Below are 19,590 nucleotides of genomic sequence, written 5' to 3'. Positions count from 1 at the left end.
CCTCGTTACCGGACGATGATGTAGTTGTCGGCGAGCTGATCGGTGGCGCTGTCGTCCAGGCCGGTCAGCACGTTGCTGTCGATCTCAGCGAGCCGGGTCACGGCCACGGCGTCCACGGCGCCGCCGCTGGCGTCGGCCGGGGCGTAGAGGATGGCGGCCGCCACTTCGGAGCCGTCGGTGGCGCCGGAGCTGTAGGCGACGTAGTTGCCGGTGGCGGTGACCTTGCCCAGGACCTGGCCGGCCGGGAGGTTACCGGTTCCGATGGTGACGGTGTCCCGGCTGATCGCGCCCGGGCCCTCGCTGATGATCATCTCGCCGTTGCGGATGGCTTCTTCGAGCATCGTCTTGTCTCCTCGTTAGACGTTGTCGTAGGCGGCACGGGAGAGCCCGGTGCTCTCTCGGTACTGCTCGGTGTGGCCGGTGTCGCCCTCGGCGCTGCGGGCGCTGCGGACCTCCGGGCCGGTGTCGGCGGTGGCGGCCAGCAGGTCGGCGCGGACGCGCTCGGGGTCGGTCCCGGCCTGGATGTAGTCGTCGGCCACGTCGGCCAGGCCGGCGGCGGCACAGACGGCGCGGATCTCGGCGGTCTGGCTGTCGGTCAGGGCCGGGGCGGTCGGGTCTGCCTCGGTCGCCGGCGCGGCCGGCTGATCGGGGAGCTCGGCCAGGGGCTCGCCCTCGCCGGTGCCCTCCAGGGTCGGCGGGGCAGGCTGGTCCGGCTGAGCGGCGGCGGGCGCGGGCTCGGCATCCGGGGCCGGCTCGGCGGCCGCCTCCATCCGGGTGACGGAGGGGCCGTCGGCGGTGGAGGCGGTGTACTCCTCCAGCAGCTCGCGCAGGGTGCCGACCCGGTCGGCGAGGCCGGCGTCCACGGCGCGCTGGCCGCCGTAGACGGCCGCCTGGGTGGCCCGGGCGCCGTCGGCGCCCAGGGCGGGCCGGCCGGCGGCTACGGTCTCGACGAAGAGGTCGTAGAGGCGGTCGATCTCGCCCTGGATCTGGCTGCGGGCCTCGTCACCCAGGGGCTGATGGGGATTGCCGTCGACCTTGCGCTCGCCGGCGTAGATGTACTCCACCCGCACCCCGAGGGCTTCATTCAACCCGGACTGGTCGACGTGGTAGGTCACCACGCCGATGGAGCCGGCCCGGCCGGTGCGGCTGATCCAGACCTCGGAGGCGGCGGAGGCGATGGCGTACCCGGCGGAGAGGGCGCGGTCGTCGATGACGGCGATGATCCGCTTGTCGTCCCGGCGGGCGCGGATGCGGTCCGCCAGGTCGAAGGTGCCGGCCGCTTCGCCGCCGGGGGTGTCCAGCCGGAGGACCACGGTCGCCAGTTCCGCGTCGTCGACGGCGGAGTCCACCGCGTCGGCGATCTCTTCGTAGCTCGGCGGGGCGCAGAACTTCTGCGCCGGGGCGCGGTGGACCAGCGGGCCGGAGACGTCGATGACGCCGATCTGACCGTGGCGCTGGAGGAGGTCGGAGTCCTCCCGGTCCGGCGTGGGCGAGGGCCCGCGCAGGTAGGCGGAGAGCAGGGCCTGGCCGCTCTCCGGGTCCACGAGCAGCGGCTGCCCCATGGCGCGGCTGTACAGCTCGCCCACCAGGTCGCCGCCACGGCCCCGGCGGAACAGCCGGGCGAGTAGGCTGGTCGATTCACTCATCGTTTTCTCCGAGTCCGAGGGATTCCTCGCGCGCCAGATCCTCAGCGCGCTCCTGGTCTACGTCTTCGGCGTCCCGGCCGCGCCGGGCCACCACCGACTGACGGCTGTCGAAGCCGGCATCCACGGCCTTCTTGTCGGCCTGGACGTCCTGCAGCGGGTGGATGTGCGGCCAGGCCTGCGGGCGCCACTCCACGCGCTGGTACTGGGCCCGGCGCTCGCCGTAGTCCGGCACGCGCAGGGCGCCGGAGAGGACGGCGCGGTCGATCCAGGCCTGGATGATGGGGCGGCAGAACTGGTGGATGGTCTGCTGCTCGCGCACCTGCTCCAGCTCGCGCCGGTACTGCTGCACCGTCGCGCGCCAAGTGCGGTCGTTGATGTTGCTGTAGTCCTGGCTGATGACCTCCACCGGCATGCCGAGGCCGGCGGCGATGCCCAAGAGCTGGTGGCGGCTGAAATCTTTGTATCCGCTGCCGGTGTTGTCGCCCTCAAAGAGATTGATCTTTTCGCCCGGCAGCAGGGCGGTGAACTGCCCCGGCTGCGTCTCGGTAACCGGGTCGCCGGCGGCGTCGTAGCCCAGCTCCTCGCCGGTGATCGGGTCGTACTGCCAGTCGTTCTCGCCGGGGTCGGGGCGCTCGATGGTCCCGGTGTACGCGGCGCGGGTCTTCTTCCGCTCCAGCTCCGCGTCGTCGTACTGGTCGTACTGGTAGGCGCGGACCAGGGCCTGGGTGGTCTCCGGCTCGCCGCGCAGCTGCCCGGGGCGCAGGGGGCGGTAGAGGTGGATCACCTCGTCGGCCGGTACGCGCACCAGGTCGGCCAGGTGGCCGCCGTCGTCGGGGTGCCGGCGGTGCATCCAGTAGGCGACCCGGCGGCCGATGACGTCCAGCTCGATTCCGCTTACGATCTCGCGCCCGCCGCCCAGGTCCCGGTGGTAGTGGGCGGGGCAGTAGTCGGCCTCCAGGAGCTGGATCTGGAGCGGGACGGGCAGGCCGTCGCTCTGCCGGCGGCGGCGGATGCGAGCGAAGACCTCGCCGGACTCGCGGCGGGACCGGACCGCCAGGGCCATGAGGCCGTAGAAGTCGAGCGCGCCGTCGGCGTCCGCATGCGGCAGCCACTGCCGGTACAGCTGCCGCATGGCCTCGCCATAGCCATCCGGGGCGCGGAAGCGGGGGACGATGCCGGTGCCGATCTCGTCGGCCACCGCAGCGTCGAGCCCCCGGCGGATCCAGGGGGAATTGCGGGCGGCCGCGCGGGAGCGGCGGCGGATGCGGTCGATCTCCGCAATCGCGGCGCGGCGCGGGGAGGCGGCCGGGGCGTCCCACCCGCCGAGGCGGCGGCCGGTGGCGCTGGCGTCATAGATCCGCGCCTGCGGCAGCCAGTCGGCGGCGGCAGCCTGGGGCCGCCGGGGGGCGCGGACGGTAGCGAGCCGCGTCATAGACCGCTCCGGTAGCGACTACGCAGGACGCGGGGCCGGCGGCGGGTGCCGTCCTCGGCGGCGACCAGCTGGGCCACGCGGGCGCGCTCGGCGCGCAGCTGCGGCAGGGACGCGCTGGTGAACTGAGCGGTATACCCCTCATAGCTCACCTGGGTCACCTGTTCGCCGGTGATGATCCGGGTGATGGCCGCGTCGATGGCGTCGAGGTCTGCCTGAGTGGCCATCAGAGGATCCCCACACCGTTGCCGACCTGGATGACCCAGAGGATGAGGCCGCCGATGACGGCGATGGTCGCGCCGACCAGGCCGACCGCCCAGATCATCCGGTTGATCTTGCCCTCCAGGGTGCCGAATCGGCTCTCCAGGCCCTGGATGTGGCTCATCAGTCCCCGGTAGTCGTCCTGGCGGCCCCGCGCCTCTTCGCTGATCTCGGTGCGAAGGGCGCCGACCTCGCTCTCCCGGGTCTCACGCTCCCGGGCAATCTCCTCGCGGATGCGGTCATGGTCTGCGGCCTGTCCATCCATCCGCGCCCGTAGCTCCGCTACCTGGGCGTGAATCGGGCTGTCGGCGGTCTGCGGCTGGTCGCTCATGCGGCCCCTCGATCCCTATGCTGCCCGGGATGATGGGGAGCGGGCCGGGAGGGAGTCCGGGGGGCGGGGGTCAGGTGCTACCGCATCCGCATGCGCGTGCGGCGGCCGCGCGGATGCCGAGGGCGCTGCTGCTCGGCCTGGTCCTGGCGGCGGCGGTCGCGGCTGACGACGTCCGGGCTGGTGTCGCGGTTCGCCCAGGGCGGGGGGTTGCTCCAGTCGACCTTTTCGGCGCCCAGGATGATCGCGGCGGCGCGGTTGTATACGCTCAAGTCCAGGGCCTCGTTGCGCTTGCGCACCTGCTGCCAGCCTTTCTCGGTCCGCCGCTCGGCCAGGAGCTCGTCCAGCCACCATCCGCCGAGCCATTCCGGGATGTGGAGGTAGCCGGGGCCGGGCTCGGGGCGCTGCAGGCTCGACCAGACGGCATCCTTGAGCTGGTCGGTATTGAGGCTCCAGACCGGCACGTCGCCGCGGGAGCCGGCGCCGCGATCTTTCCGGCCGGTGGAGTCGGGGTAGCTCTTCCGCAGGCGCGGGGCGGTGCGCTGGCTCGCCCCCTTCACCAGGACCACGCGGTTCTGCTGGCCAGCTCGGCGCAGGCGGCGCCACCAGTCGTAGGCCCGCTCGGTGACGCCGGCCTCGCCGCCGGAGTCCACGGCCACCAGGCGGGGGCGGATCTCGGTCTCCGGATCGCTGGTCCGGTAGGTCGCCTCCACCACTTCGCGGGTGAGGACGTCCCAGTCCTCGGGGTGGCCGGCCGGGTCGATGGGCGCGGGGTCGCCGTCGGGGCCCTGGCGGTCGGACTGCCGGATCTCGCGGCGGTCGATGGGCCACTGCTCATGCCCGGCGCCGTGGGCGTAGACCTCGACGATGAAGCGGGGGATCTCGCCGCCCTGGACGTCGACGGCCGCGGTCACGAAGGCGGCCTCGTCCGGGACCACGTAGCGCTCCAGCGGTTCGCGCCGCTCTTCCAGCCACTCGCTGCCGCCGCGCTCGGCGAGCTGGGCTCGGGGGATGTAGGGCGCCGCCATGTCCACGTTGTGGGCGTTCTTGAGCGCTTCCTCGTCGCCGGTGCGCTGGTAGGTGTCCTCGGCCGTCAGGTAGGCGTAGACGATCCCCTCCCAGCTGGCGAAGGCCGCGAACCAGCCGGCCATCCAGAAGCTCGCCCGGCGGTTGGTGCGCGGCTCGCCGTAGACCTCGCCGGCCGGCGTGATGTGCTGCCCCTCGCGCAGCCAGCGGGCCGAGCGCTTGAAGTCCCGCTCGCGCTCCTGGCCGATCACGGCGCCGCACTCGGTGCAGATGAGGCCGGCGCCCTGGGCGCGATCGTCGATGGTTCCCTCATCGGGGATCCAGACCGCCTCGGGGCCGGGGGCCGGGGCGAAATACTCGCCGCACTCCGGGCATCGGCCGTAGAGCATGCGGCGGTCGCCGGTGTTGTAGAGGCCCAGGATCCCGCGACTGGGCGGCGCCTCGTGCGGAGTCGACGGACGCCAGCGGGGATCCAGGACGGGGCGGGAGGGCGAGGACTCGGCCATGGTCATGCCGCGGGAGAGGAAGGTGGTCGTCCGCTTCTTCGCCAGCTCGAACGGCGACCCCTCGCCACCGACGTCCTCCGGCATGCGGTCGTAGTCGGTCAGGGCCATGCGGCCGATGGCGCGGCCGGCGAGCTGGTTCTTGCTGGGCCAGCCGATGGAGAGGATCGCGCCGTTCCGCCAGGTCTTGTCGTAGGTGTTATCCGCGTGGCCCGGTAGGGCCTTATCCCGGAGATCCGGCGAATGCGTGATGAGGCGGTCGATGCGGCGCCGGCTGAAATCACGGGCCGTATCCTGGGCGGTCTGGACGACCATCTGGTCGGCCGGGTCGCAGGTGGCGGTGTGCGCTACCCAGTTGTCGACAAGCATCTGCGTCTTGCCGCTCTGCGCCGGGCCGACGAAGATCACGGCCTCGTACTCCCGGGCGGTCAGGCACTCGGCCGGCTCCATCATGTAGTGCGGCAGTTCGTTGCTCCACCACCCGGAATATCCGCCCGGCACGTCGAGATAGACGTACTGCTCCGCCGCCTCCGGCACCGTGAGCCGGCGCGGGGGCCGCAGGATCTCGGCAGTGTCCCGCAATACGGCCGCCGCGCTCCCGTAGCTACTCACCGACGGCCTCCTCGGGATCATCCGCTTCCTCGTCGCCTAGCTGGGCGTATAGATCCGACCGGATCCCGTCGACCACCCGCTGGACCTCCGCGACCTGGTGACCGCTAAGCCCCGCCTCCCGCTCCACCACGTCGGTGAGTGTGTCCAGGGCGCTGCTCACCCGCTTGAAAGCCGCCGCGAAGGTCCGCGCCACGTCCTCGTGGGGGATGAGCTGGCCGACCTTGCTCTCGTAATCGAGCCTCCTGATCTCGGAGGCGTACCAGCGATCCCGGTCAGAAGGGTCCATCTGGTCGGGGTCGGCCGGGCCATCGCCGGGCTCGCCGCCGCCCTGGGCGCCGAACAGGGCCGGGCAGGCATCCCCCAGGGTGTAAACCGGGTGCCCTTTGCGGGTCGCCGACGGCTGCACGGAAGCCAGTCGCTTGCGGACGGTATCCCGCGCCAAACCGGTCTCTCTGGCGAGTCGGCTTATCGAGTACAGCGAAGCCTCAGAAATGGATGCCACCGATGACACTAGCTAGACTCCACGCATGCCGGGTTCGTCACCCCCCGATCTCAAGCAGGCCGGGCGTTCCACGAGAACTGCTGGCGACGACCTGACGAGACTGAAAAAATTGTCGAAAACCGCGCGCTTCGTTCCCCGTGGTAGGTAGCCACACCCCCAGGGACCCCGTCACTTCTGGACCTCCTGGCGGCGCGGATGCTTTGCCTTGTACGCATCCACGATAGCCTGCTGCTGATCCAGCACCTTTTGCACAGTCTTACGGCTCATATGGAGCCATCGAGCGATGGTTTTGGTTTCAACTCCGCGTGCGGCCATCTCGCAGATGTTGTCATGCAGGCGGCTGCGCTCCATCTCTTGCTGGATCTCGCAGGTGCTCGGGAGTTCGATATTCTCGCCTCCCATCATGTCACTGATTTCCTTGGCCTTATCTGGACCGACAATCAGCGCGATGAGATGCCCCTCATCCATGCGCTCGGGGACGTGGAGCGTCTTCCCGCCCAGCCGCGCCGCCAATCGGGCCGCCGAGTACCAGCCAACGACCTCCGCGACCGCCTCCATAGCCCCGTCTCGGGTGTACTCTTCTCCTTTCATTCGTCCTCATCCCCTATGACTGCCGCTTCTGTCATGCAGGCCGCGCCGCTCTGCGGATCGGCCGGTGCCTCGTGGTGCCGCTCTGGTGCCGCCGTGACTCCCTGTGGAACAACCCCCTCCCCCTGGTGATCGCGATTGCCTGCCCCGGTGACCTCGGCCTCCCATGCCTCCAGGGCCGCGCGCTGCTCCGGGAGGTAGTCGTAGCGGTCGTAGATCCCGCCCACCGACTGGTCGACGTGGTTCAAGATGCGGTCCTGGACGGCGCGGCCGTGGCCGAGTCGGCCCAGGTGGGTGGCCACGGTGCGCCGGAGGTCGTGGGGCGTTGACCGCTCCAGGTTCGCCGCCTCCACGGCCTGGCGCATGGCGTGGCGCAGGGTGTCGCCGGAGATGGGGATCACCCGCTCGCTGCACCGGATCCGCCTCGCCTCGCGGATGAGCTCCACCGCCCAGGCCGTCAGGGGCACGACGTGGGCGTGGCCGTTCTTGGCTTTCGCCGCCGGGATCTCCCAAAGGCCATCACCCAGCTGCAGATCGGAGGCGGCCATCTCCAGGACCTCCCCGCCGCGCTGGCCGGTGGCGAGGATCAGCTCCAGGGCGATGCGGGGCAGGGCGGTGGAGGTGGCCAGCTCGGCGCGCAGGGCGGCGACCTCGTCCATGGTCAGCACGCGGTCACGGCTCTGGGCGGCCGGGAGGCGGATCCGGGCGGCCGGGTTGTCATCCCTGACGCCGCGCTCCACGGCGACCTGGAGGAGTCGACGGAGGACCGCGTGGGTCTTGGACGCCATCGCCGGGGCGCCGCGCTCCCGTACGGCGTCGACGGCGGCCACGCAGTCCCGGCGGGTGAGGGTGGCGACGGGGCGGTCGCCGATGGCCGGCACGATCTCGCGCTCCAGGATCCGCGCATCCTCGCGCCAGGAGCGCTTGGCGGGACGCGCCCACGCCGACAGGTACTCCCGGGCGAAGGCCTCCACGGTGACCGCGTCGGCCCCGGCCGCCCGGGCGCGGACCTGGTCCCGCTGGCGCCGCGCCTCTCGCAGCCCCATATCGGGCCAGCGGCCCACCGTCTCCCGCCTCTTCCTTCCGCGCTCGTGGTAGTAGACCGCCCAGCTCCGCGTCCCGGAGGGCAGGACGCGGAGGACCAGGCCCTCGGAGTCGTACAGCTCGTAAATACTAGACCGGGGGCGGGCCTCTTCGATCTGCGCTCGGGTCAGCATCGCTGGGCTACTCCTCGCCGCGCGGTCCGGGCTCTGGCCGCCGAAGGCTCGACCACTCCCGGTGGCGCGGGCGGGTGCCGCGCAGGGCTCGCGCCCACTCGCCGTCGAGGTAGCCGCGGCAGCCCTCCCACCCCTCCGCGCTCATCGTTTCGGAGTCGGCGGCGGGCTGCTGGTCGGCGTCGTGGCGCGGATTGCTGCCGGTCGTGGTGCCGGGCATGGTGCCGATCCGCCCGCCCATCGGGCCGACCGCTCCGGCATCGGCCTCGGCCCGGCACTCCCTCCAGGAAAGCCAGGCTCCGTACAGGGCCATGGCGAGGAATGCGGCCGAGACGGCGGCGGCCGCCAGGCAGTAGATGGAGAGGATCATTCTTCGCTCCCTTCGCTCCAAGAAAGCATGTACTCGACCCCGCGAAACGTGACGGCCTTGATCGTCCTTTGGCCCTCGAAGAAGTCCGTCCGGCGGCCGAGAAGGCGGGCAACCAGCAACCGCTTCCGGGAGGATTGAAAAGTAGCCACGGCGGCGGCGGCAGCTCTCTTCCTTGGGCCGTCTCCGAAGGCCGCCTCGACACGGAGGCCCGCCCTCATCACGGCCGCCCGGAATCTCTCCAGATCGTCATTCAGTCTCTCGCTGCCCCTCGCGCGGTAACTCATGCCCGGGCCTCCTCGCCTACCTGGGCGCAGTCGTTGTTGGGCCGCCGGCGCAGCTGGACGCGGATCGAATCCAGGTGGCGGCGGGCGGTTTGCCGGTCGGCCGGCTGGGCGGCGCCGGGGGACTGGGGCAGGCCCTCGGGGACGGCGTCGGCCAGGGGCTCGCCGGCGCGGTAGCGGCGGCAGGCGTCCTCATACGCGCGCCGGTAGGCAGGCCAGGTGGTGCGGGGCTGCTCGTGGCTGAGCGCCCGGAAGCCGACGGCCCGGGCGGCGTCGATAACCGTCGGGTGGCTCCACTGATGGCGGGACGGGTGGTAACTGCCCTCGCAGGCCTCGCGGTAGGCGGCATCCACCGTCGGCAGACCATCGCCGACCGCCTCCAGGGCGAGGCGGCGGAACTCAGGCAGGGATGGCGGCCACTCGCCGGTCGCCCCGGTGGCGCAGGCCGTGATCGCGCCGGAGATCGCAGCGCCATCGAGGTCGGCCAGTGCGCGGGCCCAGGTGTCGCCGGTGGAGGTCAGCCGGGTCTTGTCGTCACTACGGGTCGGGCGCTGCCCTTTGTCGGACGTCCACTTCGGCCCGTATATATCGCCCATCCGGGCCCAGACCCGGGCGACCCACGGGACCGATAGGCGCGGCTGCTCGTCCTCACAGCTCCCCGCGCCGCTCGAGTTCGGCGATCTCGTCGAGGTAGTCCTCTCGCTCGTCGGACTGACTTCGGCGGCGCGCTCCAGCACCTCCGCCACCTGCTCGGCCGACTGATCCACTTCCTGCATTGCTCTGCTCCTGCTGCCTGGTCTGCATCGCGTCACGGATGGGTCCCGCCAGATACTCCGGGCCGTAGTCGCTCATACCCCGGGCATCCACGGCCGCTATGGCGGTCTGCACGTCCCCTGGTGTGACTCCCTCGCCAGCCAGTGAGGCCGCCATACGGACGACTCGGGTGGATTGGAGACGCTGTAGTCCCCACCGGCCGGTGCGCGATAGCTCCTCGATCACGACCTTGGCGCCACCCAGGGCTGCTACGCTCCCGGCCGACTCACTGGCATGCTCGCTGCTACGCGCGCCCGCGCCCGAGGGGGAGCGGGGGGATCGGATCCCGGATCCCGGAGGTGTGTCGGCTTTTGGGTTCTCGGGGGTGTGCGGGATTGTGTCGGCTTCTTCGCCAGATTCGCCGAGTGGTGCGGGCTCTGGCGTGTCGGGATGGGGGTGTCGGGATTGTGTCGGGATAGTGTCGGGTTTTTTCTGCGCGGAGTCGTCCGTCTGCGCCATCAGGCAGCGGAAAACGAGGCGCAGCCCGGCACTCTCCATCGAGACCAGGCCGGCGCGCTCCAGCCATCCGGCGTACCGCCGCACCTGCTCTTTGCTAGGCGCCCCAGACCCCTTCAGGCCCTGGTGAGGCTCCACGTATAGCGCCTCGCCCAGCGACTGCCAGGACACCCGCCGCCGGATGCCAACGGTCCCGGAGGCGTAGTCCATATGCGGCCGGAGCGCGGTCAGGTACAGCACCTGAGCCGGATAAGGCAGCCCGCTCAGCGCCTCCAGCTCGGCGGCGGTGATGCGCATATCAGCCGGCATGGGGTCCTCCTTTATCGTCTCCTATGAGAGAGAGGACGGACCGAGGGAAAGGTGCGCCGCCTAGATCACGCATGGGCGGACTCCCGCACGGCCCCGCGGCGGCTCTCCGCCTCCCGGTATCCGGCCAGCCAGCGCTCCCGCCACTCCGGGTTGCCGGACTCTGGGTGATGGCTCGGCGGCTCGCGGTCGCATCCCCACACCTCCGCCCAGTACCCCGCGATCCACGGATCCGGGCCGGCATAGGAGGCATCCTTGCTGGTCCGCCTACTGCCCATAGACCCGCGCCTCCCTTTCCAGACGCTCGGCACAGTCGATACAGACCTGGCAGCCCGGGATCGCGGCGCGGCGGTCGTCCGGGATCGGCTCGGCGCACTCCAGCGCCGACTCCCCGGCCGGCGCCGACTCCGCCCGCTGCCGCATCGCCTCCGCGGTCACCTGGGCCTCCCGTTCCTGGGAGTGGTCGGTGCTATCCGGCATCCCGGCCGCCCTCCACCGCGTAGAGATGCACCGTCTCCTCGTCGTCCAGGACGGCCGAGAGGCGCTGGATCCAGGTGGTGAGCTCCGCCTGGGCGTTCGCGATCTGGCTCAGCGCCCGGCCGACGTGCGGCCGGTCGTGCTCGTCCACCACACCGTCCGCCACGATGGGCGCCAGCGCCTCCACCGCCGCCCCGGCCGTGCGGAGCAGCGCGCCCGCGTCGGTCACCGTCGCCTCCGCGCCCTCCTCCGGCAGCCGAGCGCCGAGCAGCCCCATCCGCCGCGCCAGCTCCCGCCGGCAGCCGGTGGACCACTCCCCGCCCAGGGCCGATACCCAGGCCTCCTCCAGCTCCACCGGCAGCGCGTTATCGCCGCGAAGATACCGCTCCACCCGCTTGCGGGCCGAGTCCACCAGCCGGCTGTACTCATCCGCCGACTCCGCCTGGTCCGGGTCCGGCCAGGGGAGCGACTGCTGATCCGGCGGCACCGTGGCCCGGTACTGCTCGCCCACCCGCAGGGCGAAATCGCGCTCGCTGCTGCCGGTGCGCTGGATCATCTGCTGCGCCCAGGCGACGAGCGCCGCCTGACGGGTCGGGGCGGGTGTGGGTCCTTGGTCGGACGTGGCGCTGGGATCAGCCATGGATCATCCTCCGGGTGTGATGACGGAGCGGCGGCGTCATGCGGCGCCGGCGCTAAACAGGTCAGGACGGATCACGTACCGCAGCTCCAGGTAGCGCGCAGGCGGGATAGGAGCATTCTTGGGCCATTGCGAGACCGCACTTTTGGTGACCCCGAATAGCTCCGCGAGCTCGCGCTCCAGGCTGATGCCGAGCAAATCCATAACTTCGGCTTTTGTAGGTGCTCGATCCTTGTCCATGGCTGGACAGTTTAGAGGCGTCAACCATGCAGTCAACCCCGCTAAACTCCGAGTTCATTACTCTGCACGCCATGAAACGGCCCACCCCCGACTGGAATGAGCGGCTACGGCAGGCCCTGCAGGAATCCGATCTCGCCCACGGGTCGGAGCTGGCTGCGCGCGTAGGGCTCAGCAAGGCGACGATCAGCCAGTGGATGAGTGGCGGCATCGAGCCGCGCTACTCCAGCATCGTCCCGGTCGCGCATACCCTGGGAGTGAGCCCGGACTGGCTGCTCTACGGAGAGGGCGGCAAGCACGCCACCGGATGGTCGGGAGTCAGGGAACCCGGCGCGACGCGGATGATCCCCGTCATCAGCTGGGTGCAGGCGGGGAGGCCAAAGGAAGCGGTGGACATCTACGCCGAGGGGGATGGATTCGACGAGGTCCCGGTCTCCGGGACCATGGCTTACAAGCTGGGGCGGTACGCCTTCGCCCTGGAGATCGAAGGCGACTCCATGGAGCCGGAGTTCCGGGAAGGGGAGTCGATCATCGTCGACCCCGACGCCTGCGTCCGCCCTGGCGACTACGTCGTGGCCCGGGTGGACTCCGGCGAGGTCACCTTCAAGAAGTACCGGGACCGAGGCCACGACCGAGACGGCGCCCCGGTCTACGAGCTAGTCCCGCTGAACGACAACTACGCCACCATCTCAGTGGACGCCGACAACCCGGCCGAGATCGTCGGCAAGGTCATCAGCCACCAGCGCCAGTTCTGAGAAGGTTCTCCAAGACCGCCTCGAACTTGCCGGCCGCCGCCTCCGGCCTGGAATAGACCCCGGCCGCGACCGAATGCCTCGCCTCCACCCGGAGCGGCCGGCTCTTCTCAGGGAAGTAGCGGACCGCCGCGACCGCGCCCTTCTTCACCCGCCCATTCTTGAACACCCCATGGACTGACAGCTCCTCCGGCTTCCGGTGGATCACCCACCCGTGCGCCTCCGCCTTCCTCGCCATCGGCTCCAGGTAGTCCAGTAGCTCCTCCACGTCGGCATCCGCCACGGCCTCGTGGCGCTGGTGCGCGTCCCCGGCCGGCGGTGGTGGCGGCGCCGGCTCCGCATCAATCCCCAGCAGATCCCACAGCTCGCCGACCTCCCCGGTATCCGCGTCCAGGACGTCGCCCACGATCCGCTCCGGCTTGAGCGCGCGCGGGGCCGCCCGCTTGAGCGAATAGCCCTGGAGCGTCACCTGGCCGCCCGCCTTTCGTACCACCTTCCCGGCAATGAGATCGCGGCGGGTTCGCTCGCCGCCCGCGGTCAGGTAATCGAACTGGAGCCGCTTCTCTCCCCTCCACAGAACCGCCTCGACTGACATATTCGCCTCCTGCGTTGGCCAAAGTTCAATCGTATCGACCACGAGGTTTACGGGGATTGACCAGATCGGTTTACCTCTCTAAACTCCAATCATCGCCACCGACACAGAGGCCAGAGCGATGACCCAGACGACCGACCTGCTCCACGCCCTCCAGGAGGGCCCGCTGACCACCGGCGAGATCCGGGCCGAGCTGGGCATTGGCATGCCCGCGACCCGCGTCTTCGAGCTGCGCGAGCGTGGCCACACCGTGATCACCGAGACCGTCGAGGTCCGCACCCGCCGGGGCGCCTCCCGCGTCGCCCGGTATCGGCTCATCGAAGAGGCGCCGGCCGAGCAGGCCGCGCAGGAAGAGGGGGTAACGGCATGAGCGCATCCATCGCTGAAGCACTGAAGACGATCCGGGACCGCAGCCCCGAGGGCGGCATCACCGTCGCGGCGCTGAGCAACGAGATGGGCAACAGCCTGGATCAGGTCGCCTTCGTGGTCCGCGCACTCTGGCGGCACGGTCGCATCCACCGGGACGCGCGCACCGGGCGATTCCTGTTCGGCGAGAAGCCGGAGCGCGCCCGCCTGGTCGGCACGCTCCACGACTGGCGCAACTTCGTCGCCGGCGCCGAGGTGGCGGCATGACCCGCGTCGACGTCGTCACCAAGCGCCCGGCCGGCGAGATCATCGGCGCGCTGGAGGAAAGCGGCGTGCGCGTGGAGGCCGTCAGCGCCCGCGCCGCCGGGGGCGGCTGCCACCGGTACACCCTCAGCCTGCAGGCGCCCCACGACCACCGCATGACCGAGCTGCAGCGCACCGTCACCGAGAGCGGCGGGCGGCTCCTGGGCACCGTCACCGGCGGGCGCGCCCGGGCCGGTAACGGGCAGGTGGTCCCCATGCCCCGGCGGCGCCGGCAGTACGTCGGCGCCCAGCTGGAGGACGGCCCGGGGCCGGACGGGGGTGTGGCATGAGCGAGCCCGCATCCATGCCCGGGGCCGTAAGCCTATCGACCGCCGCCCGCGCCGCGGTCCTGTGGTACATCGCCATCCAGGACCTTCGCAACTCCATCGAGTTTCTGCCCGCCGACCTCCCGCTGATGGTGGAGCGCTTCGGCGCCCGCCTGCGGGGAGCGGCGGACGTGAGCCAGGGCGACGAGCGCGCCTGGCTCACCTACCTGGCCGACACCGTGGACGCCCTCGCGCTGGACGCGATGCGGCAGGACCGGGAGGGGGTGGCATGAATAGCTACACGATCCGTTTTTTGGTTGCTCTCGCTGGCTTCGTCCTGGGGACTCTGTTCTTGGAAGGCCTGCGGTTCCTGGTTGAGGTGGCGGGATGAACGCCCCGAACGAGGCCTCCGGGCCGCGCATCCTGGACGCCTGCTGTGGGCCGCGCTCCATGTGGTTCGACCCGACAAACCCGGCCGCCGTCTTCGGTGACTGCCGCACGGAGACCCGGGAGGTAACCGACCGCTCCCACGGCCGCGAGGACGGTCGCCGGGTCCTGAAGATCGAGCCGGACGTGGAGCTCGACTTCCGGGCGCTCCCGTACGCCGATGCGTCGTTCCCGCTGGTCGCCTTCGACCCGCCGCACCTGGAGCGGGCCGGCGACCGCAGCTGGATGGCGGCCCGTTACGGGAAGCTCGGCGATGACTGGCGATCGGACCTCCGCCAGGGCTTCTCTGAGTGCTGGCGAGTCCTCAAGCCCGAAGGGACGCTCGTCTTCAAGTGGAACGAAACCCAGGTGCCGCTACGTGAGGTCCTGCCGCTCGCCCCCGGAAAGCCGCTGTTCGGCCAGCAGGCGGGCCGCGCCGGGAAGACCCACTGGCTCGTATTTATGAAAGGGGTTTCCTGATGGACGCCTACGCCCGAAGCCGCACCCCCAAGGAGGAGCGCGACCGCCGCGGCACGCCCTGGCCGGTCTACCACGCCATCTGCACCGAGCTGGGCGTGGAGCCGACGCTGGACGTCTGCGCCGAACCCGAGACCGCCAAGGCGCCGAACTACTGGACGGCCGAGGACGACGCCCTGGCGCGGCCGTGGCCGAAGAACGAGGTCTGCTGGATGAACCCGCCCTACAGCGACCCCGGCGCCTGGTGCCGTAAGGCCGCCCATGAGGCCTCCCACGGCTCCATCGTCATCGGCCTGCTGCCGGACGACCGCAGCACCGAGTGGTATCAGAACGCGGTCCACCCCAACGCGAGCGCCATCTACATCACCACCCGCCGGATCGCATTCCTGGACGCCAACGGCCAGCCCCAGGAGGGCAACCCCAAGGGCTCCATCGTGCCGATCTGGACCCCGTGGCGCGTAGAGGCCCCGGCCGGCGGCGTAATCGCGATCCCCGACAAACGCACCCAGAAGGAGGCGGCATGCTGAGCCCCGACCAACTCATGGATCTGGTGATCCGGCCCACGCTGGCCCACCTGGACCCCGAAATCCCGCACACCGAAGAAGCCGAGGAGCTGCTGCTCGGCACCGCCATCACCGAGAGCGGTTTGCAGTACCTCCAGCAGCTCGGCGGTGGCCCCGCGCTGGGGCTGTGGCAGATGGAGCCGGCGACCGAGAGGGACATCTGGGACAACTTCCTGGGATACCGTGGCGAACTGGAGTTAGCAATTGACGGGCTGGAGGGCCGGCGGACGCTCGCTAAAGCAGGAGGAGCGCTCACCGGTAACCTTTTCTACGCCGCCGCAATGGCCCGCGTCCACTACTACCGCGTCTCCGAGCCCCTGCCGCTCTCCGGCGACCTGGAGGCCCAGGCGGACTACTGGAAGCGCCACTACAACACCGACCAGGGCGCCGGCACCGTCGAGCACTACATCGAGGCCGTCACCGAGGCCCTGCACTCCGGCGAAGACGAGGTGACGGCATGAACTGGCCTGTTCACAACCTAATCGGGCACCCGGCGATGCAGCTCCTGCGCTGGGCAGGTGCCCGCGAACTGGCACAGCGGGTTCATGACGGGACGCTTCCGGAAGAGGAGCGGGCGGTTTTCTGCTCCTGGCAGGAGGGGGCCGAACTGATATTCGGCACGTCCTGCGGGCGCGAGTTCTGGACGGAAGATGCCCGCCCCACGGAAATGGGTATGCGCCACTGCCCCTTCTGCGGGCGGCCATTGGTTGAGGCGGAGACTCCCCCCGAGGAATGCGGCACCGACGTGAGCTGGGGCCGAGACGAGGAAGTGGCATGAACATTCCCAGCAAAACCACCACTTCGGTCCGCCTGGACCCGGCGACTTCCACGGTGATCTGGTTTTTATACGGGGTGAGGTTCAGGGAATGGGAAATGGTTAACGGGCCAGTTTACACGGATGGCTGCGGAAACCTTATCAGAATCCGGAAATAAGGACGGAAGGAATGAGCGTGAAAGGCACCCTCATCAATCTATCCGTCAACGGTCGCTGCACGACTTGCATGGTCTGGCGCGACGTGCCGGGCGGGGTAGCGGTGACCTGCCCCTGGTGCGGGGCCGTTGTACGGATCCCGCCGATGACCGTTACAGACCGAACAGGAGGGACGCAGTGAGTGAACGGACCGAACACCCCATCAGAATCGGGAAATAAGGACGGAAGGCATGAAGCTGAAAGCAACCCTCACCAATATAGCGATCAACGGATCTATCGCCGGCCTCGTCGGTGCGAGCTACTGGGGCGGCCAGGAATGGGCCGGGAATATTGCAGCGGTAATTGTCTGGGCGCTGATTCCGATGATGATCCTCTCTGGCTTTTCCTTTGCCGAGAAGCCGCCCAAGGAAGAAGAAAAAGCGCACAGGTGGGTCTATTTCCCGGCATCCATCGGCGCCGGCGCAACTCTTGCCGTTGCGGGCTGGACGGTGGCCGGCGTGGCTTACCTGCTCTCTCTCTTGTGGATCAACATCGCCGCCAAGGCGGGGGAGGCGCAGGCATGCCGGAACTCCTGACCACCCACGCCCCCGCGCTCGCCATGCTCCTGGTCGGCCTCGCCTGCCACATCCTCGCCCGGGTCGTCGAAGCCCGAGAGAGCGGCGACGGCCAGACCCTGGCCGGCTGGCTCTCCCAGCGGCCGTACAAGACCGCGCTCGCCGCCGGCGGAGCGCTCGCCGCCTACGGCGTCCTGGCGGAGACCGGGCAGCTCTCCCTCCTGACCGCATTCGGCGCCGGCTACCTGGCCGACTCCGCGCTGGAGATGGTCACCGCTCGCGCCCGCCGGGCCGTTGGGGGCGAGGCATGAGCCGCATGGCCCTGGGCGCCGCCGGCGTCCTCGCCCTGGTCGCGGCCGTCCTCTGGTGGCAGTACCAGGCCACCGCCGAGGACCTGGCCGTGGCCGAGAAACGAGTCCAGGCCCACCAGAACGCCGCCGAGCGTACCCGGGAGGCCCTGGAACAGCTCCAGGCCGAGCGCGAGCGCGCCCAGCAAGCCGTGGCCGACGCCCGCCGGCGCCGCCTCGCCATCGAGAACGAAGCCCGGCAGCTCCGGGCCGAGATCGACCAACTGCAGGAGACCGACGATGAGGTGGACCAGTGGAGCCGCCGCCCTCTGCCTGATGCCCTTGCTGACAAGCTGCGGGGGCTCGGAAGTGGTGACGCAGACCGAGACCCAGCGGGTGACGCCGCCGGCGGAGCTGATGGAGACGATTCCGGTGCCGGCCCTGATGGGTAGCACCAACGGCGCGCTCCTGTCCTGGGCGCTGACCATGCGCCAGGTCATCCGCGCCGACAACGCCGACCGCCGCGAGCTGCGCGAGTGGGCCGAGGAAGAGGAGGGCGAGGAGTGAGGCGCGTAATCATCGAAAGCCCCCACGCGGCCGACACCGACGAACAGCTCCAGCTCCACGCCGAGTACCTGCGGGCGGCCAAAGAGGACTGCATCGCCCAGGGCGACAGCCCCTACGCCAGCCACGGCCTGCTGACCGACGTACTGGACGACCGGGACCACGCGCAGCGCGCCACCGGCATCGCCGCCGGCCTCGTCTGGGGCGAGGTCGCAGACGCCACCGTCGTCTACACCGACCTCGGCGTAACCGAGGGAATGCAGCAAGGCATCGACCACGCCACCCGCCACGGCCGCCCGATTGAATACCGCCAGATCGGCCGCGGCTGGTCCGCCCCGGCCGCCGCGTACACCGACGACAAGTGGGCGCTGGAGGCCGACGAGCCGTGAGCTACCGCCGCTGGACCGAGATCGAGGAATCCTGGCTCGAGGTGATGTACCACGACACCCCGAACACCGTGATCGCCGGCCTCCTGGGTCGGCCGGCGCGGGCCATCGGCCAGAAGGCCCGGAAGATGGGCCTGACCAAGGATCCGGACATGAACGCCGGCCGCTTCCCCGCGGGGCACAAGCCCTGGAACAAGGGCCAGCGCTGGATCGCGGGCGGCCGGAGCGCCGAGACCCGCTTCCAGCCCGGGCAGACGCCGCACACCTGGCACCCCGTCGGCACCGAGGTCCGCGACCCGGACGGCTACTGGAAGCGGAAGATCAGCGACCGCCGTGACCGGCCGGCCAGGTTCAACTGGCGCTACATCCATCGGATTGTCTGGGAAGAGCACAACGGCCCCATACCCGAGGGCCACATCGTCATCTTCCGCGACGGCGACCGAGACAACCTGGACCCGGCGAACCTCGAGTGCATCAGCAAGACGGATAACGTCCGCCGCAACGGGATCTGGACCCGATACCCGCACGCGCTGGCCCACGCCATCATCCTGCGCGGCCAGCTCAAGCGCCGCATACGAGAAGCCGAGGAGGCAGTGTGAAGAACAAAATGGACGATCTCCGCGATCACCTATTCGAGAGCCTGGAGCGCCTGCGGGACGCCGACGACACCGAGACGCTGGACCGCGAGACCCGCAAGGCCAAGTCGATCAACGACACCGCCGCGCGGCTCATCGACAGCGCCAAGGCCGAGGTGGAATACCTCGAGGCCACCGGCCAGGACAGCGGCAGCGCATTCCTGGCCGGCAACCAGCGCTCGCTCCCGGAGCCGAAATCGTGAAGCTCGACCGCTGCCCCGTCCCCGCCCGGGTCGCCCCGGGCCCCGGCGGATACCACCAGCTGATCGGCGTCTACGGCCTGGAGGTCTCCGGCCAGTATGACGGCGGCCGGATCTTCTTTTCGGGTGGCGACTGGCACTGCAACTACCACGCATGGGACGTGATGTGGATGGCCCACCGCCGCGCCGTCCGGCGGGAGACCTGGCACACCTGGCAGCTCGGCCGGGGAGGCACGCCGGCGGAGCAGCGCGCCAGCGACACCATGATGGACGCCATGATCCGGTCCACCGAGGAGCGGACCTTCCGCGCCCCGCCGCCGATGATCGGCGTGGTCCAGCTCCAGGACGGCACCTGGATCAATGCCGGCCCCATCGACGACCGGCTGACCGGCCCGCGCTGGACCACCCGGCGCGAGGCCCTGGCCGCCGGCGCCGCCACCCTGCTGGCCCAGGTGCAGCGCCTGCGCCTGGCAAACGTGGCCACCGTCCGCCGGTGGGCGGAGCGGGTAGTGGGCGGCGCCATCCCGCCGGACAGCCGAAACCGTGGACGCCACGCACAACACACCAGCGAGCCGGTACAGCTCGCCCTCGCGGTATAGGAG

34 protein-coding genes are annotated in these 19,590 nt (G+C 70.3%); 17 read left to right on the top strand and 17 right to left on the bottom strand.

From position 1 onward, the window contains the following. Positions 1 to 5: 5 nt before the first annotated feature. The 16 genes from BM272_RS10345 to BM272_RS10270 all read right to left on the bottom strand — a co-directional run bounded on the left by BM272_RS10345 (position 6) and on the right by BM272_RS10270 (position 11,452). The gene (locus BM272_RS10345; protein ID WP_093428723.1) at positions 6 to 341 is read right to left on the bottom strand and encodes a head decoration protein; all 336 of its coding nucleotides are present in this window, start codon (positions 339 to 341) and stop codon (positions 6 to 8) included. 15 nt (positions 342 to 356) lie between these two features. Beyond that, positions 357 to 1,646, bottom strand: coding sequence for a S49 family peptidase (locus BM272_RS14205; protein ID WP_093428722.1), 1,290 nt, complete (start codon positions 1,644 to 1,646; stop codon positions 357 to 359). After that, positions 1,639 to 3,078 (bottom strand): phage portal protein, encoded by a 1,440-nt coding sequence (locus tag BM272_RS10335; protein ID WP_093428721.1) that lies wholly within the window; start codon positions 3,076 to 3,078, stop codon positions 1,639 to 1,641. The genes BM272_RS14205 and BM272_RS10335 overlap by 8 nt, the downstream gene beginning before the upstream one ends. Then, complete coding sequence (gpW, locus tag BM272_RS10330; RefSeq protein ID WP_093428720.1) at positions 3,075 to 3,302, bottom strand: gpW family head-tail joining protein; 228 nt, start codon at positions 3,300 to 3,302, stop codon at positions 3,075 to 3,077. Before gpW ends, BM272_RS10335 begins: the two co-directional genes overlap by 4 nt. Continuing rightward, the gene (locus tag BM272_RS10325) at positions 3,302 to 3,667 is read right to left on the bottom strand and encodes a hypothetical protein (RefSeq protein ID WP_093428719.1); all 366 of its coding nucleotides are present in this window, start codon (positions 3,665 to 3,667) and stop codon (positions 3,302 to 3,304) included. The genes gpW and BM272_RS10325 overlap by 1 nt, the downstream gene beginning before the upstream one ends. A gap of 77 nt (positions 3,668 to 3,744) precedes the next feature. Then, positions 3,745 to 5,805, bottom strand: coding sequence for a phage terminase large subunit family protein (locus BM272_RS10320; protein WP_159433068.1), 2,061 nt, complete (start codon positions 5,803 to 5,805; stop codon positions 3,745 to 3,747). Further along, on the bottom strand, positions 5,798 to 6,307 hold the full coding sequence (locus BM272_RS10315) for a DUF1441 family protein (protein ID WP_275886937.1): 510 nt from the start codon (positions 6,305 to 6,307) through the stop codon (positions 5,798 to 5,800). Before BM272_RS10315 ends, BM272_RS10320 begins: the two co-directional genes overlap by 8 nt. A 168-nt stretch (positions 6,308 to 6,475) precedes the next feature. Further along, complete coding sequence (locus tag BM272_RS10310; RefSeq protein WP_143613237.1) at positions 6,476 to 6,898, bottom strand: hypothetical protein; 423 nt, start codon at positions 6,896 to 6,898, stop codon at positions 6,476 to 6,478. Continuing rightward, a complete protein-coding gene (locus BM272_RS10305) occupies positions 6,895 to 8,112 on the bottom strand; it encodes a tyrosine-type recombinase/integrase (RefSeq protein WP_093428715.1) in 1,218 nt (405 codons plus the stop codon). The genes BM272_RS10310 and BM272_RS10305 overlap by 4 nt, the downstream gene beginning before the upstream one ends. Before the next feature lie 7 nt (positions 8,113 to 8,119). Next, positions 8,120 to 8,479, bottom strand: coding sequence for a hypothetical protein (locus BM272_RS10300; protein ID WP_093428714.1), 360 nt, complete (start codon positions 8,477 to 8,479; stop codon positions 8,120 to 8,122). Next, the gene (locus BM272_RS10295; protein WP_093428713.1) at positions 8,476 to 8,763 is read right to left on the bottom strand and encodes a hypothetical protein; all 288 of its coding nucleotides are present in this window, start codon (positions 8,761 to 8,763) and stop codon (positions 8,476 to 8,478) included. Before BM272_RS10295 ends, BM272_RS10300 begins: the two co-directional genes overlap by 4 nt. Next, the gene (locus BM272_RS10290; protein ID WP_093428712.1) at positions 8,760 to 9,356 is read right to left on the bottom strand and encodes a hypothetical protein; all 597 of its coding nucleotides are present in this window, start codon (positions 9,354 to 9,356) and stop codon (positions 8,760 to 8,762) included. The genes BM272_RS10295 and BM272_RS10290 overlap by 4 nt, the downstream gene beginning before the upstream one ends. A gap of 52 nt (positions 9,357 to 9,408) precedes the next feature. Beyond that, positions 9,409 to 10,338: a hypothetical protein gene (locus BM272_RS10285; protein WP_093428711.1), complete on the bottom strand. Its 930-nt coding sequence runs from the start codon at positions 10,336 to 10,338 to the stop codon at positions 9,409 to 9,411. 65 nt (positions 10,339 to 10,403) lie between these two features. Continuing rightward, on the bottom strand, positions 10,404 to 10,613 hold the full coding sequence (locus tag BM272_RS10280; RefSeq protein WP_093428710.1) for a hypothetical protein: 210 nt from the start codon (positions 10,611 to 10,613) through the stop codon (positions 10,404 to 10,406). Continuing rightward, positions 10,603 to 10,815, bottom strand: coding sequence for a TraR/DksA C4-type zinc finger protein (locus tag BM272_RS10275; protein ID WP_093428709.1), 213 nt, complete (start codon positions 10,813 to 10,815; stop codon positions 10,603 to 10,605). The genes BM272_RS10280 and BM272_RS10275 overlap by 11 nt, the downstream gene beginning before the upstream one ends. Continuing rightward, positions 10,805 to 11,452, bottom strand: a complete 648-nt coding sequence (locus BM272_RS10270) for a hypothetical protein (protein ID WP_143613235.1) — start codon at positions 11,450 to 11,452, stop codon at positions 10,805 to 10,807. Before BM272_RS10270 ends, BM272_RS10275 begins: the two co-directional genes overlap by 11 nt. 263 nt (positions 11,453 to 11,715) lie before the next feature. Here BM272_RS10270 and BM272_RS10260 point away from each other — a divergent pair, with 263 nt between their 5' ends. Then, on the top strand, positions 11,716 to 12,441 hold the full coding sequence (locus BM272_RS10260) for a LexA family protein (RefSeq protein WP_240308106.1): 726 nt from the start codon (positions 11,716 to 11,718) through the stop codon (positions 12,439 to 12,441). On the opposite strand, the gene BM272_RS10255 is transcribed toward BM272_RS10260, so the two are convergent. Then, positions 12,419 to 13,033: a hypothetical protein gene (locus tag BM272_RS10255; protein WP_093428706.1), complete on the bottom strand. Its 615-nt coding sequence runs from the start codon at positions 13,031 to 13,033 to the stop codon at positions 12,419 to 12,421. The genes BM272_RS10260 and BM272_RS10255 overlap by 23 nt on opposite strands. Positions 13,034 to 13,151: 118 nt before the next feature. Here BM272_RS10255 and BM272_RS10250 point away from each other — a divergent pair, with 118 nt between their 5' ends. From BM272_RS10250 to BM272_RS10180, 16 genes are all read left to right on the top strand, one after another. After that, positions 13,152 to 13,400, top strand: coding sequence for a helix-turn-helix domain-containing protein (locus BM272_RS10250; protein ID WP_093428705.1), 249 nt, complete (start codon positions 13,152 to 13,154; stop codon positions 13,398 to 13,400). Then, the gene (locus BM272_RS10245) at positions 13,397 to 13,663 is read left to right on the top strand and encodes a hypothetical protein (protein WP_093428704.1); all 267 of its coding nucleotides are present in this window, start codon (positions 13,397 to 13,399) and stop codon (positions 13,661 to 13,663) included. The genes BM272_RS10250 and BM272_RS10245 overlap by 4 nt, the downstream gene beginning before the upstream one ends. Further along, on the top strand, positions 13,660 to 13,989 hold the full coding sequence (locus BM272_RS10240; protein WP_093428703.1) for a hypothetical protein: 330 nt from the start codon (positions 13,660 to 13,662) through the stop codon (positions 13,987 to 13,989). The genes BM272_RS10245 and BM272_RS10240 overlap by 4 nt, the downstream gene beginning before the upstream one ends. After that, positions 13,986 to 14,258, top strand: coding sequence for a hypothetical protein (locus tag BM272_RS10235; RefSeq protein WP_093428702.1), 273 nt, complete (start codon positions 13,986 to 13,988; stop codon positions 14,256 to 14,258). Before BM272_RS10240 ends, BM272_RS10235 begins: the two co-directional genes overlap by 4 nt. A 94-nt stretch (positions 14,259 to 14,352) precedes the next feature. Continuing rightward, positions 14,353 to 14,871, top strand: a complete 519-nt coding sequence (locus tag BM272_RS10230; protein WP_093428701.1) for a class I SAM-dependent methyltransferase — start codon at positions 14,353 to 14,355, stop codon at positions 14,869 to 14,871. Next, positions 14,871 to 15,395, top strand: a complete 525-nt coding sequence (locus BM272_RS10225; RefSeq protein WP_093428700.1) for a DNA N-6-adenine-methyltransferase — start codon at positions 14,871 to 14,873, stop codon at positions 15,393 to 15,395. Before BM272_RS10230 ends, BM272_RS10225 begins: the two co-directional genes overlap by 1 nt. Next, complete coding sequence (locus BM272_RS10220; protein WP_205407796.1) at positions 15,389 to 15,892, top strand: hypothetical protein; 504 nt, start codon at positions 15,389 to 15,391, stop codon at positions 15,890 to 15,892. The genes BM272_RS10225 and BM272_RS10220 overlap by 7 nt, the downstream gene beginning before the upstream one ends. After that, positions 15,889 to 16,209 (top strand): hypothetical protein, encoded by a 321-nt coding sequence (locus tag BM272_RS10215; protein ID WP_093428699.1) that lies wholly within the window; start codon positions 15,889 to 15,891, stop codon positions 16,207 to 16,209. Before BM272_RS10220 ends, BM272_RS10215 begins: the two co-directional genes overlap by 4 nt. 383 nt (positions 16,210 to 16,592) lie before the next feature. Beyond that, a complete protein-coding gene (locus BM272_RS10210) occupies positions 16,593 to 16,937 on the top strand; it encodes a hypothetical protein (RefSeq protein ID WP_093428698.1) in 345 nt (114 codons plus the stop codon). Continuing rightward, complete coding sequence (locus BM272_RS10205; protein ID WP_093428697.1) at positions 16,922 to 17,227, top strand: hypothetical protein; 306 nt, start codon at positions 16,922 to 16,924, stop codon at positions 17,225 to 17,227. The genes BM272_RS10210 and BM272_RS10205 overlap by 16 nt, the downstream gene beginning before the upstream one ends. Continuing rightward, the gene (locus tag BM272_RS10200) at positions 17,224 to 17,655 is read left to right on the top strand and encodes a hypothetical protein (protein WP_093428696.1); all 432 of its coding nucleotides are present in this window, start codon (positions 17,224 to 17,226) and stop codon (positions 17,653 to 17,655) included. The genes BM272_RS10205 and BM272_RS10200 overlap by 4 nt, the downstream gene beginning before the upstream one ends. Next, positions 17,573 to 17,770 carry an Rz1-like lysis system protein LysC gene (gene lysC, locus BM272_RS14310; protein WP_449649473.1) on the top strand — a complete coding sequence of 66 codons (198 nt, stop codon included), beginning with the start codon at positions 17,573 to 17,575 and terminating at the stop codon, positions 17,768 to 17,770. Before BM272_RS10200 ends, lysC begins: the two co-directional genes overlap by 83 nt. Further along, entirely contained in the window at positions 17,767 to 18,156 is a 390-nt protein-coding gene (locus tag BM272_RS10195; protein WP_093428695.1) for a DUF7768 domain-containing protein, read from the top strand. The genes lysC and BM272_RS10195 overlap by 4 nt, the downstream gene beginning before the upstream one ends. Next, positions 18,153 to 18,752 (top strand): HNH endonuclease signature motif containing protein, encoded by a 600-nt coding sequence (locus BM272_RS10190; protein ID WP_093428694.1) that lies wholly within the window; start codon positions 18,153 to 18,155, stop codon positions 18,750 to 18,752. Before BM272_RS10195 ends, BM272_RS10190 begins: the two co-directional genes overlap by 4 nt. After that, positions 18,749 to 18,991 carry a hypothetical protein gene (locus tag BM272_RS10185; RefSeq protein WP_093428693.1) on the top strand — a complete coding sequence of 81 codons (243 nt, stop codon included), beginning with the start codon at positions 18,749 to 18,751 and terminating at the stop codon, positions 18,989 to 18,991. Before BM272_RS10190 ends, BM272_RS10185 begins: the two co-directional genes overlap by 4 nt. Then, positions 18,988 to 19,587, top strand: a complete 600-nt coding sequence (locus tag BM272_RS10180; RefSeq protein ID WP_093428692.1) for a hypothetical protein — start codon at positions 18,988 to 18,990, stop codon at positions 19,585 to 19,587. Before BM272_RS10185 ends, BM272_RS10180 begins: the two co-directional genes overlap by 4 nt. The last annotated feature ends 3 nt before the right edge of the window (positions 19,588 to 19,590 follow it).

This window comes from Thiohalospira halophila DSM 15071, from assembly GCF_900112605.1.
Lineage (GTDB): Bacteria > Pseudomonadota > Gammaproteobacteria > Thiohalospirales > Thiohalospiraceae > Thiohalospira > Thiohalospira halophila.
Note: the sequence above shows the minus strand (reverse complement) of the source record. Positions and strands in the feature narration are given on the sequence as shown.

Excerpts from the sequence above, each read along its gene's own strand:
- BM272_RS10255 (WP_093428706.1), bottom strand. The coding sequence starts at position 13,033 with ATGTCAGTCGAGGCGGTTCTGTGGAGGGGAGAGAAGCGGCTCCAGTTC.
- BM272_RS10200 (WP_093428696.1), top strand. The coding sequence starts at position 17,224 with ATGAGCCGCATGGCCCTGGGCGCCGCCGGCGTCCTCGCCCTGGTCGCG.
- BM272_RS10295 (WP_093428713.1), bottom strand. The coding sequence starts at position 8,763 with ATGAGTTACCGCGCGAGGGGCAGCGAGAGACTGAATGACGATCTGGAG.
- BM272_RS10345 (WP_093428723.1), bottom strand. The coding sequence starts at position 341 with ATGCTCGAAGAAGCCATCCGCAACGGCGAGATGATCATCAGCGAGGGC.
- BM272_RS14205 (WP_093428722.1), bottom strand. The coding sequence starts at position 1,646 with ATGAGTGAATCGACCAGCCTACTCGCCCGGCTGTTCCGCCGGGGCCGT.
- BM272_RS10305 (WP_093428715.1), bottom strand. The coding sequence starts at position 8,112 with ATGCTGACCCGAGCGCAGATCGAAGAGGCCCGCCCCCGGTCTAGTATT.
- BM272_RS10300 (WP_093428714.1), bottom strand. The coding sequence starts at position 8,479 with ATGATCCTCTCCATCTACTGCCTGGCGGCCGCCGCCGTCTCGGCCGCA.
- BM272_RS10325 (WP_093428719.1), bottom strand. The coding sequence starts at position 3,667 with ATGAGCGACCAGCCGCAGACCGCCGACAGCCCGATTCACGCCCAGGTA.
- BM272_RS10245 (WP_093428704.1), top strand. The coding sequence starts at position 13,397 with ATGAGCGCATCCATCGCTGAAGCACTGAAGACGATCCGGGACCGCAGC.
- BM272_RS10210 (WP_093428698.1), top strand. The coding sequence starts at position 16,593 with ATGAAGCTGAAAGCAACCCTCACCAATATAGCGATCAACGGATCTATC.
- BM272_RS10220 (WP_205407796.1), top strand. The coding sequence starts at position 15,389 with ATGCTGAGCCCCGACCAACTCATGGATCTGGTGATCCGGCCCACGCTG.
- BM272_RS10285 (WP_093428711.1), bottom strand. The coding sequence starts at position 10,338 with ATGCCGGCTGATATGCGCATCACCGCCGCCGAGCTGGAGGCGCTGAGC.
- BM272_RS10310 (WP_143613237.1), bottom strand. The coding sequence starts at position 6,898 with ATGAAAGGAGAAGAGTACACCCGAGACGGGGCTATGGAGGCGGTCGCG.
- BM272_RS10290 (WP_093428712.1), bottom strand. The coding sequence starts at position 9,356 with ATGGGCGATATATACGGGCCGAAGTGGACGTCCGACAAAGGGCAGCGC.
- gpW (WP_093428720.1), bottom strand. The coding sequence starts at position 3,302 with ATGGCCACTCAGGCAGACCTCGACGCCATCGACGCGGCCATCACCCGG.
- BM272_RS10275 (WP_093428709.1), bottom strand. The coding sequence starts at position 10,815 with ATGCCGGATAGCACCGACCACTCCCAGGAACGGGAGGCCCAGGTGACC.
- BM272_RS10235 (WP_093428702.1), top strand. The coding sequence starts at position 13,986 with ATGAGCGAGCCCGCATCCATGCCCGGGGCCGTAAGCCTATCGACCGCC.
- BM272_RS10335 (WP_093428721.1), bottom strand. The coding sequence starts at position 3,078 with ATGACGCGGCTCGCTACCGTCCGCGCCCCCCGGCGGCCCCAGGCTGCC.
- BM272_RS10270 (WP_143613235.1), bottom strand. The coding sequence starts at position 11,452 with ATGGCTGATCCCAGCGCCACGTCCGACCAAGGACCCACACCCGCCCCG.
- BM272_RS10225 (WP_093428700.1), top strand. The coding sequence starts at position 14,871 with ATGGACGCCTACGCCCGAAGCCGCACCCCCAAGGAGGAGCGCGACCGC.
- BM272_RS10230 (WP_093428701.1), top strand. The coding sequence starts at position 14,353 with ATGAACGCCCCGAACGAGGCCTCCGGGCCGCGCATCCTGGACGCCTGC.
- BM272_RS10260 (WP_240308106.1), top strand. The coding sequence starts at position 11,716 with ATGCAGTCAACCCCGCTAAACTCCGAGTTCATTACTCTGCACGCCATG.
- BM272_RS10240 (WP_093428703.1), top strand. The coding sequence starts at position 13,660 with ATGACCCGCGTCGACGTCGTCACCAAGCGCCCGGCCGGCGAGATCATC.
- BM272_RS10205 (WP_093428697.1), top strand. The coding sequence starts at position 16,922 with ATGCCGGAACTCCTGACCACCCACGCCCCCGCGCTCGCCATGCTCCTG.
- BM272_RS10250 (WP_093428705.1), top strand. The coding sequence starts at position 13,152 with ATGACCCAGACGACCGACCTGCTCCACGCCCTCCAGGAGGGCCCGCTG.
- BM272_RS10280 (WP_093428710.1), bottom strand. The coding sequence starts at position 10,613 with ATGGGCAGTAGGCGGACCAGCAAGGATGCCTCCTATGCCGGCCCGGAT.
- BM272_RS10215 (WP_093428699.1), top strand. The coding sequence starts at position 15,889 with ATGAACTGGCCTGTTCACAACCTAATCGGGCACCCGGCGATGCAGCTC.